Origin of the sequence: Pseudoalteromonas sp. L21, assembly GCF_021728035.1 — a bacterium.
GTDB classification, from domain to species: domain Bacteria; phylum Pseudomonadota; class Gammaproteobacteria; order Enterobacterales; family Alteromonadaceae; genus Pseudoalteromonas; species Pseudoalteromonas arabiensis.
The window spans coordinates 236,103-250,658 of record NZ_JAKKCV010000001.1; the positions used below are offsets into that span (position 1 = coordinate 236,103).

Genomic DNA, 14,556 nt, shown 5'->3' on the forward strand with positions numbered 1-14,556 from the left:
TAGGTCTAGACGACAAATTAGTGACTTAACTCGTTAGATTCCGATGTCAATATTCAGCTTATTTGGATTTCGTATATACCCCAATTTATAAAGCTTTATTGCTATTTGCTTGAGTTCTTTACTCTGTGGATTCGTTCGCTCCTTTAAAACGATAAGTTCTTGATATCGTTTGTGCATAAGGCGAGTGCCTTGATCTTTTTTTCTGCATTCAACACATCTAGTGCAGTGTGCATCAATCCAAAAGCCTAAGTCTTCAAACCAATGTTTCTGCTCTTGTGCATAGAAGATAAAAGGCCTGCCACATATTTCACACATTTCTTCGATATCTACATAAATCTTGCGGGGGTAAATAGCAAAATTCTGCTTAGAAGTATCTGCAAAAATCGCCGTTTCAGGAAAATATTTAAGGCTTGAGTAATGCCAGTGTGCACTGTCTATTGTGCATGCTGGCACTTCATCTTTGGAAACCAATGGAGCACTGCCATACCTTGGGTGAGTTACATAGTTCGGAATATTTTTTCTCGCCATATGCTTTGAAAAGTGCCGTTTAAAATTTTAATGATATCGTCATTTTAATCACCCAAGAAACTTTTTCTTATTTATACTGCACCGCAGTAATTAACACAGAGTAAGCTTGGCATTTTCATGCACATAAAAAGCTGATTAAACAAGTAGATCTATTCTTAGCTTACAGATTTATGGAAGGTTTATAAGAGAGTGTTTAGCTTTGAGTGGAAATAGGTTGATTTGTCTTTTGGAAGAAATGTCAACTTATACTTCAAACTAAACCCATGTTGTTTGAAGTATAAGTTGACATAGCCACATTCGATTTCATTAAGCTAAAACGATACAAGTGAAGTGTAAGTTGGCATAATATTGAAGCATTAAATGGCATAAAGGTACCAATTTTACCTATGGCTAGTAAATATTGATTATTGAAAGTGCTTCATTAAGCCCTTTCTTATCTAACTCAATATCACTGATTAACTTTCTAACACACTTACTTGTCGGTAATTCTGAAATAATTATTTTCGCATCTAAATTTAATCTTGAAAAAAGTAAATTTAGCTCATCAATAATATGCTCTCTAATTAGAGTTTTACTTAGGTTCAGTCTAAGCATCCTATGAACTAAGTAAAATTCTGTTACCAATTCAGGCCTAGATTCTCTTTGATTACCACCAATACCATTAAGAATTTTATAAATATACTTGGAAGTTTCCTTGTTATAATTTTCAAAGTTGAAATCAATGGAAGATTGAGCTAATCCGGCAAGTTCAACATAAGGAGGTAACATATTTGTATTTTCAGCCAATCCCTTTAAAATCTTTCTATAAGTTTTCCAATGACAAACTTTCTCTGGTAACGTCAACGTCCATACATATTTAGCCTTTTTAAATATAAAACTTTTACTACTAGCTTCTCTTTGTTCCTTAGGTACAACTTGTACAAAAAAGTATTTGAGATCATAAAGTGACTGTTCCGGAATATGACTTAAAGAGTAATGTTCTGACTCTATTATTTCATGCCTTATAATCCCCGAATATGAAAGCTGATTACCTAAAGTGTTTACAACATCACATACAAGTTGTGTCACATGAATTTCAGGATAATTCTTTAAGCCATTTAAAATTGACTTTGCTTCCTCTAAATCGTTACCTGATATTTCAACAGCAAAATTTGGATAGGAAACTGATCTACCTCCATAAGGAAGCAATCCTGCATGCAATTCCTCTCTTAGAATATACACATGTGTTGAGCCTCGAAAATCGTATTCATTGTTGTCATCCAGAATTCTGGATAAGAACTTAGGTCTTTGTGCTCTTTGGTTATTCTGCATCAGATACACTCTTTATATATTTATCATATTTCTCTTTTTCTCGCAGAATATCGTTTCTCAAATCACGCCTAACATTAACTAGCCTTTCATCTTCAGAGGATAACTTTGGTATCAATATTGTCGTAACAAAGGCATCAATTCCTTCTCTATTAAAATCTCTTGGATTACGAGCAAACAACCTCACGATAGGATCATTATGTAATTTGACTTTCTCTGTATCAAAATAATGTTTGCTCATTGCTATTTCTTTCGTGTCAATTTCACTACTTAATTTAAGGTTTATTGTGTTTTTCCAATTAAATCTATGATCCCATCTATTACCTATCCCTGGAAAACTATCAAAGTAATTTACTGTAGAAAGTACCTGCGAAAAACGGCTCTGCTCTTGGTTGAAATATTGCTCCCAAATACTTTGAATAAAAAGTTCTAATCTTTTATTTTTATTAAATTTACTAATGACTATGGCATATCCAGTCAAATCAAATAAATCAACTAATGCTGCGGATGCAATCCTAAATTGGTTTTCTATCTGCCATGTGTGTTTATATTTTTCTGAAATTAATTCAGAAAATTTATAAAAACTAACCCAAACATAGGTCCTGTATAGTTTTCCAACTTTTCCCAAATCATTATTAATTAGTGCTTCAAAAACACTTTCACCTAAAGAATGAAGTAAAAAACCATGATAATCTGGAAGACTAGCTGGCCGACTATATGGCAGAAGCCCCTTTAAGACTACTTCATTTATGTCTTGGATCGTATTTAATCTCTTCTCCACAACATCAAATATATTATCCAGCTCAAAGTTACTCCATTGAGCTTCATTATTTTTATGAGCCAATAGAGAGTTTTGATAGTCACTCAGTTTAGAACGTTGATAGCTAAACTTAGACCAAAACTCTTTTTCACGTATTATGCAGGTAGAAGCTAGCCAAAACCTTCTTGCTGAAATTAAATTTGCAACCCAACTTTGGTATAACTTACCGACTTCATTCGCGAACAAGTTTATGTTTTTAATAAAAGATAGTTCTTCCTCTCGACTAACTTCGCCTAAAATATACCAATCAGGTGTTATGTATTTATTTTCGATTTGATATTCGAAAACTAACCTTTCAGATAGCCACTCAAGTTTTTTGATAGTATTTTCAGATAACGGTATTTCATAAATAAAGTTACTTCTTCTCCATTCCTTTTTCTTCACAAAATCGCTAATTTTTATGCCATCTCTCAGTTCTAAACCTTGCCTGAATGCTAAAAAAGAATTGATTGGTAACCCTGCTATCTCATCACAGAGTATTGTTAAGTTTTCGTTTTGATCAGTATCTTTTTTACAAACTAGATTGATGTGTGTTGTAGCAATACTAGCTGTTTTTTCAATAACTTTGAGCGACCATGCTATATCCCCTTTCTTAGAGATTACTTCAACATACAATTTAATATAATTTAATGTTCCATGCGCAAAATCATAATTTTTAGAATTTAAATTGGTTTTTAGACAAGTGAGTAGAACTTTTGAAAGCTCATTTTCCAACCACCTATAATCACGTACTATTTTTGGTTGTAGGATTTGACCAAATTGAAATGCTCGATTAGTCACTGAATCATTACTTTTGTACCAATCAGGATGTTCAAGCTTCGACTCGAACCATTCACTGTTTCTAGGTACTTTATCTTTATTAAACTCATACCAACATAAAAACCGTGTTATTTGATCAACAAACTTTAAAAAAACCTTACCTGATAGATGCCTTTCTGAAGATGACAATGTAGCTAATGCGTCTATGGACTCTAACCAAGATTGTACTTTGCTTTGTTCATGCTTTTGAAACTCAGGTACTTTCCAGTTATTGTTTCCAGGTATTACATTTTTTACAGACTTGTGAATGTTTTTAAAGATTTCAGTTGAAAGCTCGGTTGGCTCGAATAAAGATAAAACTCGCACTCCAAGTTGGTAGAAAGCAAATACAGCAAAACCTGCTAAAACGGTGATAATAGGAACATTGATAGGATTTACTCTATACCCTAAAACATATTGGGTTAGGAAAAGAATCCCTAAGAATGTAAAAAATACTAAATATCTTAGATAGTTTTTGCCTATACTTTCATTGAATAATAATTGACGCAAGCTCTGAGGTAGCTTTGTGTAGATTGCACCACTAATACTAGTAATAGCGGTGTAATACAAACCAATAAAAAGGCCACTAATACTTGTAACTGTTGCCACTAAAGTTGAGTAATCAGTATCTTTTAAAACTATCCATCCGTTATTGACAAACAATGGTCTTAAAGGTGCTTCTAAACTTTGTGTTAAGAGTGCAATTGATATTGGTAAAACGAAATAAGGTAAGGAGTTTTTAAACATGTTAAAAATAAAAGCAAGCATGCTGGAAAACTTTACTGCAAACTCCTTTAATAGATAATATCCCTTCGCAACTTCGAATTTTATTAATTTATACAGCCTTTGAATTTTCCAAAATAATTTATATTGAGAAAATTTCTGCTTCAACTCAATAATCATGAAGCAATTCCATTCGTTAAAATATGTTTAATCATATCCTACCTCTGAACCACATGAATTACAGTAAACAAAACATGCCTTACTTCTAAATTTAGTCAAATCATCATTTCCGCATGCGCATTTTATTTGTATGCCTTTAGCCTTTAACTTTGACATCAAGCCAGGTTGAATAATTCTTGGCTGTATATATTTATCTGCAACAGATGCATAAGAAGAGTTACCGCTTAATCTACTTTTCCTTTTTTCATTTAACCTTTTTCTGTAATCTGCGTTCTCTTGCTGGCGCAGTTTATATATCTGATCTGCTTCGTTTTTTGCATCAGTTTCTGACTGCTGAACATCGAAATAGGTAAGGTTGTTCTCGTTAAAGTGTAAGTCGTTCAAACTCACTAATTTTGATTGCTCTGAACTGACAACTTGTACCTGAAAGCCTAAATCATCGATTCCGTATTGTGTATAAAAACACTTAAAAAACAGCTTGCTTTGATCTCGGCTAGTGATTTTTGATTCAAGGTCAAATACGTAAAGGTTTTCGTTAGAGTTATAAAATATGTCTTTTCGGGTGAAGTTGTTTTTGTCTTGTAGAAATAGCCAAAGGACTGTAGCACCTTGTTCTTTAAAAAATCGATCTCTCGCAACAATAACATCTAGTGGTACTTGGTCTAACACTAACTCAATAGCTATATCCATGTTGTGCGTGTTAGAGTAAAAACTTATATCTGGTCTTCGCCATGCTTTAGCTAGTCCCGTCTGAAACTGCTCTCGATAAGTTTGTTCTACTTGAATATTTTCATACTCAAATTCGCTTTTAAGCAAATTTGATATAGTCGCTTTATAGTCTTTATGTTTTTTACTTTCTTTTATTCCATTGTAACTAATTGCCTTTAGTTCACTATCGGTGAGGCTTGTTGTGCTTTTCACAGGACAATCTTCTGAACCGATAGGGTGTTTAAAATGATGTTTTTGCGATGAAGTACCGGCAAGTATTAAAGGCTGAAAACATGTAGCACATAGTATACTTCCAAGCCCTTCTGGCTCTCTTAGAAAGCGTCTAAGCTTAAATAGACCTGCTTCATCTATAGATAGAATTTCATTAGAGGAATAACTTTTACCCTCGACAGGTAAAAAAACTTTAGAGACTGTAGACATAAACTAACTTATTAATTCCATTTAAAATATTCACTCTCAGTAATCTATCCCTTAAAACTTACAGTAGCAAGCATTAGCGTTGGATAGACAAGTCTAAACCATGAGCTAAACTAAAAATAAACCACTCTTAGGGAAATAATATGAGTATTAAACCAGGTCCAAAACCTAAAGCTGACTCTACAGGTAAAACTGATAAGCGAAGACGTGTTACCCCAGAGAATAAAAGTAAACATCCTAGCCTTAAAAAACACGATCACAAAAAGGGTGAATAAGATTAAAATTATTATTCGGCTTTAGAACAAAAGACCCCAGCGTTTGCTGGAGGTCTTTTTATTTAGCCTCTGCCTTTTCGGCAGTTAAAAGTCACAAGATGTGGTTGTTTACTTCCTGGCCTAACTTCAGCTGCCTACTCGGCAGTTCACAATTCGCTTAGGACTTATACCCATAGCTTTACATTTTCAGCTACCTACTCGGCAGTTCACACAGTAACCCGAAGAGAAGTAAAGTCAGGTCAATTTCCAGCTACCTATTCGGCAGTTCACTATTAAAAATAGTTTAAATTTCTATAAATACCAAACCGTTAAATGAATTTAAATTATTTACCCTTACCTTAATAAACCTGATAACTCATTGAAAATTACAGGGTGTTTTAAAACTATTAAAAAAGGGTATTCAAAGAGGGAACTGTACCTTGAAATGTTTGATTTGTAGCAAAACCATAATTGTTAAACTGATTTTTTAAGGATTCAGCTTTTTCAATTTTTTGTATGTGAAGTATAAAATTTTCCCCGTTGCCTTTGCTTGATACGGGTATTGAATGAAAGTGGCCTATGTCTTTTGCCTCAAATTTATATTCAGGATTATAAACCTCACCTCTGGCTTCAGCTCTTTTTTTAGCGCGTTTTAACCGCCTTTGCTTTTCGCCAACAAAAGCTTTAGCTACTGATTGGTTGCGAATAAACATAACCTCATTTTGCTCTGTTGGTACATCAAGTATTTTTGATAAATAAAACAACTTGTCATGAGCCATCATCTCAAAATAGCTTTGCTGAGATAGATTAGTTAATTGCTTTTTATCTGTTGATACAAACGCTATTTGATTGCCTATCGTTTGCTCATTCCATTTAGGAAAACACACACCAATATTACTTATTTCACGTGAACTCATAAACCCATGCAACATGCCAATACAACGCCCAGCAAGAAGACTTACATCACAATTTTTGGGTAAATAAGTAATGGTAAAATAATAGCGCTTCAAGCTTTACTCCTTTGGAACAAGCCACCTTTAATCAGCACTGCCGCAATAAAATGGATTGCGTCTGATTCATCACTTTGCCCTAAACCATGCTTTTCCATGTGCTTAATATGCAAAGCAATACGCGGGAGTAATGAATAAAAGTCTGAATGGGTCTTAGGTGTCCTGTGTGCAACTAATATTTGCTTATCTGCGCCATACTCATGAGTGCGTATAGGTTTGTAGCCTCCCTCATACCAATCATCAATAGTTTGAATCGCAGCCCCTACTTTTTGTGAGTTTAAACTTGCTGCTTTTTTATCGCCTACTTGAGTGTATGCAAGTTGTTTAGATGACATGCCCTGTTCAACAGTATCTACAAACTTTTGACTTGGGTGAACCTCTTGGCTAAATGCATTTTTAATTTTTGCGGTTATATCTAAATAACAGTAGCTTTGAGGGTTACTAAGCCCTTCTTGAATAGCTTCTGATAATGTTATTAGCGCTGTTTGATTATTTTGCCAATTGCCCTGCCACTTTAGCTTTTGTATACCTTCAACAACAATCGGGGCTGCATGTTCAGTAAGCACTTCTATATCAACATTCGGTGATTGACGGTTACGCCAAAGCCAGTTTCCCATCAGTATATTTTTAGCGTAACGGGTAGCAACTTCATTAAGGCCATTGTGCTTTTTATAGGTTTCAAAAAAACGTTTTAACCAATAAATAACTTTAGGATCATCACAAACATGAGGCTCAATACTATTGGCCTCAACCCTGAGTGAAAAACGACAAAATAGCTCTTTTACTGTTGGAGGCACGTAGCACACATCAATTGTTTGAGGGTTTCCAAAAGCAAGATCTTGTGGCGCTAAATTTTTAGCCACATTTTGCTTTTGATAGGCATCGCCAAATCCTGATTTTTGCCCAACTAATTTATTTTGTTCTATTTGTAGCGGTTCAAAATCAGACTCTGGTGTTTTATAAAAAAACACTGCTTTGCTGGGTGAAAGCGAACGCGAGTAACTTAAGTGCCGAGGTAATTGCATTATTCATACTCAAACTTAGACTTTTTCATAAGCATAGACTCTTTTTGAACATCCATAACCCAAAATGCGTCATGAAAGAACTGCTTAGCCCCTGCATACTTAACTGACGTATTGCTAACACACTCTAACAACCCAATTACGGGCTCAGCATAACAATGGTTCTCATGTAATGCTCCACCTCGCTTTACGGGTTCTTCAAGCGCAGCAAAGCCAATTGCAGCGGGTCTTAGATTAAAGTTATCGTTAAGGGCATCAATTAATTGTTCAAAACTTTTAACTACTTTTTTTGAAGGATATAACCAACTGCCATTTGACGATTTTGCTTTAAGTTTTTTAAACAGCTCACTCGGTTTAGTATGCACATGACACCAATCTATATTTTGGTATAACGAAGGTGGATGCATAATTCCACCTGCAAATGAAGATGGTAGTGCGGGCTTTAAAAGTTGACTGTTTAATTTATTAAGCATCTCAATATTTGGTACAAAAAGTCTAAAGACTAAATCGAGTGTTATATCGCATTTAGGTTTATCGATAATTCCTGATCTTATTACATGACTACGCCCTGCAACTTGTTTTAACTTGCTTGGCTCAGGTAATGGTTTACCTGTATGTAATTGATAGTTTTCAATGTAAATGGCACTACCAATACACTTAATTGAAGGGTCTATAAAATTTTTTAGCTTACGCTCAAAGTTATGAGCAAGCCCATTTAAAGCAGTAAGTGACGGCATACCTTGAATATACGAGTTAGCCATTGCCTCGGCATCAAACACTCGCATATCTTGGCAATGTACATACACTATTTGCTCATCATTTAATGTTTCTTCAGTTGCACACTGAGTAAACACATAGTTTAACTGCGTTTTAAACAGCCCCATTAAATTAGGGTGATATGCAAAGCGTTTGAGCTTACTTAAATTACCAAGGCTTTCATTTAGTATGTTACTAAATTGGCTAATACAGTTAGTAATACTCTGATCTAAATAATGCTTTGCCCAATCAGGGTAAGATTGCTCTCGAGCGTTATTTTTAGCTTCAAGAATGTTATCAAGCCATAACTGCAAACTAACACGGACTTGCCTAATAGCCGCTACTCGCGCTAATCGTTTTTGCCTCAATGTATTAAACTGCTTAATGTCTACCAATACCAAAAGCGCCTGTTGAAATTGACTACTTAATAGCGCACGAACTTTAAATGCTTTCTCAATATCATTATTGGCTACTTTAGAGCGGTTAATAGCCTTAGAATATGTTTTAGGGAAGTAGCGCAACACTCTTAAATTACCACCTACTGAGCTTGCTAAGTCGCCAACATTGGCAGGTCTTGAGTGCTCAACTAAACCAGAGTTTAATTTACGCTCTGTTGTTAATTGCTGAATTTTAGCTAGCATTGCGTGGCTTACTACAGGCGTAACCGCAAGGTAGCTTTGCAGGTATGGCATTTGTAATTGTAGTGAAAAAGAGCTCACTTCTAACGGGAGCTCTGCTACTGGCAATTGGTGTTTTATTTTACCAGCTATGTCTAAAACCGCCTTTTTTGTGAAACCGTATGCTCTGATAAAATCAATCCAGACAGGCTCTTCAGTAATTAATAACTTTGCTAAACAAGTCACTTTACCTTGCCAAATAAATAAGGTTAAAAATAGCTTTGCATGATTAATTTCAGCACTGTTGTGCGACCAACCAAAACTCAACGGTAATGACCGACTGCAAATACCTGCAATATCTTCACTTACTACCATACTAATTAAACGTTGATGGCTTACTCGTATATCAGGATATTTTAAATTATGAGTATGAAACCATTTAACTTCGTTTATGCACTTACTCAGTAACACTTCATCGCGTAATACACTTTTAGCGGCTCTTAAACTTGTTAAATCATCAATTTCACTTTGTTTATAAACTAGGTTAATGAGCACAGTCAGCGCTTGTTCTTCAAAGCCATCTACCGCAATGCAAGGCGTGTATGGCGCAAATAACTTTCTAAGTGCTGTGGTTTTTTCTTTTAGTGATTCAATTGCAAATGCATCTTGTAAGTTCATAAGTTACCACGGCGCTATAAATTGTTTTTTTGTTTGAGGCTTTTCAGCTGCGAATGCTTGCTGTAGCTCTATAACTTGGCGTAAATAAAATACATAGCTATCAGCTCTGAGCTGTTCGTTCTTTTTTTGTGGATAAGCACAGCTTAAAAAGCCTTCTTGATGAAGCCTATAAACTTGCTCTGTTGTGGTGTTTAACAATACTGCGGCATCAAAAGTGCATAGCAGTAAGTCAGCAATATTTGGATGTTTAGCTTTAGGGTTACTATCAACTAATTCAACAAAGTATTTAATAATCTCATCAAGTACTTTGTTTTTACGGTTACTTGTTGCTGCAATTTGACAATCACGAAGTAAATCGCCATATACAGAGTTAAACTTAGTTTTATTAAAAGGGTTAAGTTGTTTGAGCCGCGCATTGTTTGTAAGTATATCTAATTCAGTGGTAAACCCATCAGGCCAAGCACTAAAATACCCCACAAAGGTACAACTAAAGTCAGCGTCGCTTATATCAAGTTGTTTAACTTTCGCAAACCACGATATTAACCCGACTATTTTTTGGCTGTGATTACCTGCAAGAGCAATTGCAATTTTAAAGTCTGCATCGTTTAACTGTTCACTATTGGTTAGTTTACAACCGCAATTACATTCTAGAAACGCCTCAGAAGCTCTGTAATAAATTAAGTTATGGCATTCACCACAATGTGTGGCTAATTGTGTCTTATGCTTATGGCACGCTTTATAGGGCTTTAAATGCCAATAAAAAGGAATATATGAAGACTCATACAAGCATTCAATACAAACAGGTATGTTATCAGTGCGAAGTAGTTCAAGGGGAATAGTCAGTTCATTACGGCTTACTGCTGCTAGGTTGCCAAATTTAAAGTTGCTGCGCCGACATGCAAGCTCAAGAATGTCACCAGCATTAACATCTGCTAATTGGGCTACTAACCTGAGCGCTCTTATTCTAAAGCTGCTCGCTTGCCTAGCATGATAAACATCAACTTTACTCAGCTCTAACGGCAACGCACCTTCAAGATCATGATCTTGCTCTGCAAGCCATTGCCACAAAATATCAGCAAGCTCACTATAGCCATCGTATGAGTTATCCCTTGCAAGCCTTAGCAAATAGCTTTCAAGCGCCTCATCTGGGTAAGGTTTTGTTTGAACTAAAAAATGCATCGCCAACCTAAACTAAGAAAATCTTAGTTTAGGTTTAGGCTAAATAAATTAGATAGTCAAAAATAATTATCGTTAAATCATTCGTACTTCACAAAAGTACAATATCTGATACTGTAGAGAGCGTTACGGCATTTCTAAAGGATGTATTAATAGCCAGTAACATAATAAAAACTCAAATTTAAAAATACAAAGCTAACTTATAAGGAGATTCTTATGGCTTGTAACTGCTGTGGCAAAGCTTTAAATAGCGGTATGGTTCAAAAGAAAGACTCATCAACCGGTCAAAAGTTTAAATCATGCCCTCATTGTTCTGACGCTAATGGTTCTGAACATATATTCCACCCATATCCGGCTTCTTTTGGAATTACTCCTGCTCGTAAAACAGCTCGCAACCCTGATGGATATCAAAGCTATTGCAGTGATTGTCGAAGATTAAAAAAGGGCGTTGCTTCGAAAGCTTTTCACAATGGCCGTTTGTGTAGCACACTTTAGCTAAAGAGATTTAATGCAAGTACATAAAGATGATGCGGTAAATTGGTTATCAACACTTTCAACCGAAAGTGTTGATCTTTTAATTACCGACCCACCCTACGAATCATTAGAAAAACATCGAAAAATAGGAACGACCACTCGCTTAAAAGTAAGTAAATCGTCAAGTAATCAATGGTTCGACATATTTCCAAATAGTCGCTTTGAAGAACTACTAATTGAAATTTACAGAGTGCTTAAAAAAGGTTCTCATTTTTATCTATTCTGCGATCAAGAAACAATGTTTTATATTAAGCCAATAGCTGAAAACGTAGGTTTCAAGTTTTGGAAGCCAATAATTTGGGATAAAGTGACTATTGGAATGGGTTATCATTACAGAGCTAGACACGAATATATTCTTTTTTTCGAGAAAGGTAAGCGTAAGTTAAATGATCTAAGCGTGCCAGACATCCTCACTTGTAAAAGAGTATATAGGGGCTACCCTACTGAAAAACCAGTTAAGTTAATTGAAACGCTTATCTCTCAAAGCAGTAATGAAAATGAACTCGTCGTCGATCCTTTTTTTGGCTCAGGAGCTACTTTAGTAGCAGCCAATAACTTAAATCGACAAGCTATCGGATGTGATATTTCAGAATCTGCCCATTCACACCTAAAAGGTCGAATCACATAAGCAGTTATTGATTGTGTGATTCGATAAAATCCCAAACCGTTTCACAAAGCGAAGTAAGTTCTGGCGTTAACTTCCAATCATCAGACTCATTCATTAGTGAAATTGCAGTATGACAGAATTTAACTTTGTCTTTAATTGTACCTGATTTGTCAGAATAGAATTTCCGTTCAAGTCCATCAGCTTTGTCGACATAGCGCTCTAGTACTTCACCAATACCATACTTATTAGATTTGAATAACTCTTCCTTCATATTTTCAAATCTGTCGATATTACTGCCAGTTCTCAGTTTAAAAGTATCCCATCTAGCCTTAGCTGTATCAATCAAAATATCAAAAGGTATGTAGTTTTCAATTTCCTTATATTCGAGTAAGTAAAATGCCTCACTCAAAGCTTTTCGTAAGCTTTCAACACGTTCACCCTTTCCTTCGATATCTGCATCAGCAATTAATAAGATATTTCTGTTGAGTCTTTTAGCAGGAGTTTCATTACCATCGTTTTCAACATCATCACTGAAATCCCAGTGAGTGATATTACTGCCTTGGTACTCTGTAAAAACAAAATGAAGATTTTCATGATAACTTTTCAGCTTACTTTTCTTATCTTCATCTTCGAGCTCTTCGATGTATTTATTTAGATAGGCTCGCAAGTATAATTTATCAGTAACGCCCTCCACCCATATTGAACAATTAGCAAGGAGTACCGACGATGCACGTACACCAAGCTCATTAAGTAACTCACCATAATCTAATGAAGCTTGTACTATACTCTCACCGTTTACCCTTGAAACTTGTTGAATAGAAATATCATCACGTTCTTGAACTAAGTCTAGAAAGTGATTTGAATGGGTAGTCATAAAAAACAAGTGTTCTTTATGCTTTGCAAATGTCTCAATCAGAGTTCTTTGAAGACCTGCATGCAGAAAATGTTCTGGCTCTTCTATAAAAAATATTGTTGGTTTTTCAGCCATGAAAACTTTATAGGTCAATAATATTATTGATTGAATACCGTCACCCAAATCATAAATTGGCCTGTCTTCATCATCACCTTCTTTGACATATACGACATGCTTATCAAGCATCGGAACCAAAGATATATCCCTGCCAAAAAAAAAGTTTTCCGAAAGGTAGTTTTCATAGTCTCGAACTTTTTGTCTTTTATCAAAAGAGCCAAGTAAGTGTTCCGTCAAGTCTTTGTAAAGGTTATGACCTGTAAAAACCTCACACTCATTCTGATTCATATTCGAGAAATAATCTAATTTGGTCCTCTGTTCAAAAATATCTAACTCAGCAACATGTCGAAGGCCTCTGAGGGTTGGAATATAAATTTTTGACCAATTTGAGGGCTTGTACAAAGATATTAAGTCTTCAATTTGTTCTGCATTGCTTATATTTTGGATCAAGTTCAACATGGCTTTATAAAAGCCACTTTCATCAACAGAGCTCGAGCGAGTAGGATTATAAAGACTACCTTTATAAGAATCAGCTATAAGTCCATTAATATCATTAACTTTACTTAAGTTTTCTTTTAAAAAATCAGATAGTTTCCCTTTGTTCATAAATCCAAAAAGGTCAAAACCTGTCGAGTTATTACTACGCAAATATTGTGATATTTGTTTTGATAATTCTGAAACAGGAAGTATCTCTAAATCGAAAACCCAATTGCTGTAATTATCTTTAAATAAGCTTCGTAGCTCTCTACTTTTACCAGAGTTATTTGGGCCGATAAAAAATGTCATTTGCCTAACACCTTCTAAAACCCAAGACTCTTCTGTACTTTTTCCAATTTTTGAAATGAGATTAGCTTTTACTTCCATGTCCAAATAAACCTTAAGTTTTATCAGAATTAAGTGAGTTTAAAATTCTGATTTGTTCTTCTTTTTTTAACTTACCCAAAGCACAAATTAGCTCAGATAAGATGTCTTCCTCACAATAAAAGAAAGCTACTGGCACATCTAGCTCTTTAGCTATGCGTTTCATAGTTAAAAAATCAGGGGCATGTTTGCCTTTTTCGTATTGGTTCATGCGAGCACTAGCCGTGTTTGGCTCCATTCCTAAAGCCATACCTAGCTGTTGCTGAGTAAGGCCTGCTGCCTTTCTTGCAGATTTTAGGCGTGAAGGTGTTGGAGTTTCCATGTGAACCTTAGCTATAAATTATATCTTGCTAAGATTCTCTTAGTATCTAACTCATAAGTGTACTAAGGATATTTTAGTTTTGAAACAGATACAAAAATGTCCGTACTTACTTTCCCACTTCAACTACTAGAACATGTAAGTTTAAATAGTTATTTTCATACTAGTGTTGGAGTTTTAAAAATTAACTCGACATCAGTTGTGCCTTAATGTGCAGATACTGGTAGGTCACCAATTGATGAAAATCAG

General features: G+C 35.1%; 13 protein-coding genes. 3 read left to right on the forward strand and 10 right to left on the reverse strand.

The window, feature by feature from the left end; translation table 11 throughout:
• Positions 1–33 precede the first annotated feature (33 nt).
• From L3V41_RS01115 to L3V41_RS01130, 4 genes are all read right to left on the reverse strand, one after another.
• Positions 34–528 (reverse strand): zinc-ribbon domain-containing protein, encoded by a 495-nt coding sequence (locus L3V41_RS01115; RefSeq protein ID WP_237127031.1) that lies wholly within the window; start codon positions 526–528, stop codon positions 34–36.
• Positions 529–918: 390 nt separating this feature from the next.
• Positions 919–1,839, reverse strand: a complete 921-nt coding sequence (locus tag L3V41_RS01120) for a hypothetical protein (protein WP_237127032.1) — start codon at positions 1,837–1,839, stop codon at positions 919–921.
• Complete coding sequence (locus L3V41_RS01125) at positions 1,829–4,357, reverse strand: hypothetical protein (RefSeq protein ID WP_237127033.1); 2,529 nt, start codon at positions 4,355–4,357, stop codon at positions 1,829–1,831. Before L3V41_RS01125 ends, L3V41_RS01120 begins: the two co-directional genes overlap by 11 nt.
• A gap of 27 nt (positions 4,358–4,384) precedes the next feature.
• Positions 4,385–5,506 (reverse strand): competence protein CoiA, encoded by a 1,122-nt coding sequence (locus L3V41_RS01130; protein WP_237127034.1) that lies wholly within the window; start codon positions 5,504–5,506, stop codon positions 4,385–4,387.
• A gap of 140 nt (positions 5,507–5,646) precedes the next feature.
• Between L3V41_RS01130 and L3V41_RS19910 the strand changes: the two genes are divergently transcribed.
• Positions 5,647–5,778: a hypothetical protein gene (locus L3V41_RS19910; RefSeq protein WP_267135521.1), complete on the forward strand. Its 132-nt coding sequence runs from the start codon at positions 5,647–5,649 to the stop codon at positions 5,776–5,778.
• 386 nt (positions 5,779–6,164) lie between these two features.
• Here the strand turns inward: L3V41_RS19910 and cas6f are convergent, their stop codons facing one another.
• From cas6f to L3V41_RS01150, 4 genes are read right to left on the reverse strand one after another with little or no spacing between them, the layout of a single operon-like run.
• The gene (cas6f, locus tag L3V41_RS01135) at positions 6,165–6,767 is read right to left on the reverse strand and encodes a type I-F CRISPR-associated endoribonuclease Cas6/Csy4 (RefSeq protein ID WP_237127035.1); all 603 of its coding nucleotides are present in this window, start codon (positions 6,765–6,767) and stop codon (positions 6,165–6,167) included.
• Positions 6,764–7,792 (reverse strand): type I-F CRISPR-associated protein Csy3, encoded by a 1,029-nt coding sequence (gene csy3 / locus L3V41_RS01140; protein WP_237127036.1) that lies wholly within the window; start codon positions 7,790–7,792, stop codon positions 6,764–6,766. The genes cas6f and csy3 overlap by 4 nt, the downstream gene beginning before the upstream one ends.
• Complete coding sequence (locus tag L3V41_RS01145) at positions 7,792–9,840, reverse strand: type I-F CRISPR-associated protein Csy2 (RefSeq protein WP_237127037.1); 2,049 nt, start codon at positions 9,838–9,840, stop codon at positions 7,792–7,794. Before L3V41_RS01145 ends, csy3 begins: the two co-directional genes overlap by 1 nt.
• Before the next feature lie 3 nt (positions 9,841–9,843).
• Positions 9,844–11,019 (reverse strand): TniQ family protein, encoded by a 1,176-nt coding sequence (locus L3V41_RS01150; RefSeq protein WP_237127038.1) that lies wholly within the window; start codon positions 11,017–11,019, stop codon positions 9,844–9,846.
• A gap of 213 nt (positions 11,020–11,232) precedes the next feature.
• Between L3V41_RS01150 and L3V41_RS01155 the strand changes: the two genes are divergently transcribed.
• Positions 11,233–11,511 carry a hypothetical protein gene (locus L3V41_RS01155; RefSeq protein WP_237127039.1) on the forward strand — a complete coding sequence of 93 codons (279 nt, stop codon included), beginning with the start codon at positions 11,233–11,235 and terminating at the stop codon, positions 11,509–11,511.
• Positions 11,512–11,524: 13 nt separating this feature from the next.
• A complete protein-coding gene (locus L3V41_RS01160) occupies positions 11,525–12,178 on the forward strand; it encodes a site-specific DNA-methyltransferase (protein ID WP_237127040.1) in 654 nt (217 codons plus the stop codon).
• 4 nt (positions 12,179–12,182) lie between these two features.
• Here L3V41_RS01160 and L3V41_RS01165 read toward each other — a convergent pair whose 3' ends face one another.
• Positions 12,183–13,991 (reverse strand): ATP-binding protein, encoded by a 1,809-nt coding sequence (locus L3V41_RS01165; RefSeq protein WP_237127041.1) that lies wholly within the window; start codon positions 13,989–13,991, stop codon positions 12,183–12,185.
• A gap of 13 nt (positions 13,992–14,004) precedes the next feature.
• Positions 14,005–14,310, reverse strand: a complete 306-nt coding sequence (locus L3V41_RS01170; protein WP_237127042.1) for a helix-turn-helix transcriptional regulator — start codon at positions 14,308–14,310, stop codon at positions 14,005–14,007.
• Between the last annotated feature and the right edge of the window lie 246 nt (positions 14,311–14,556).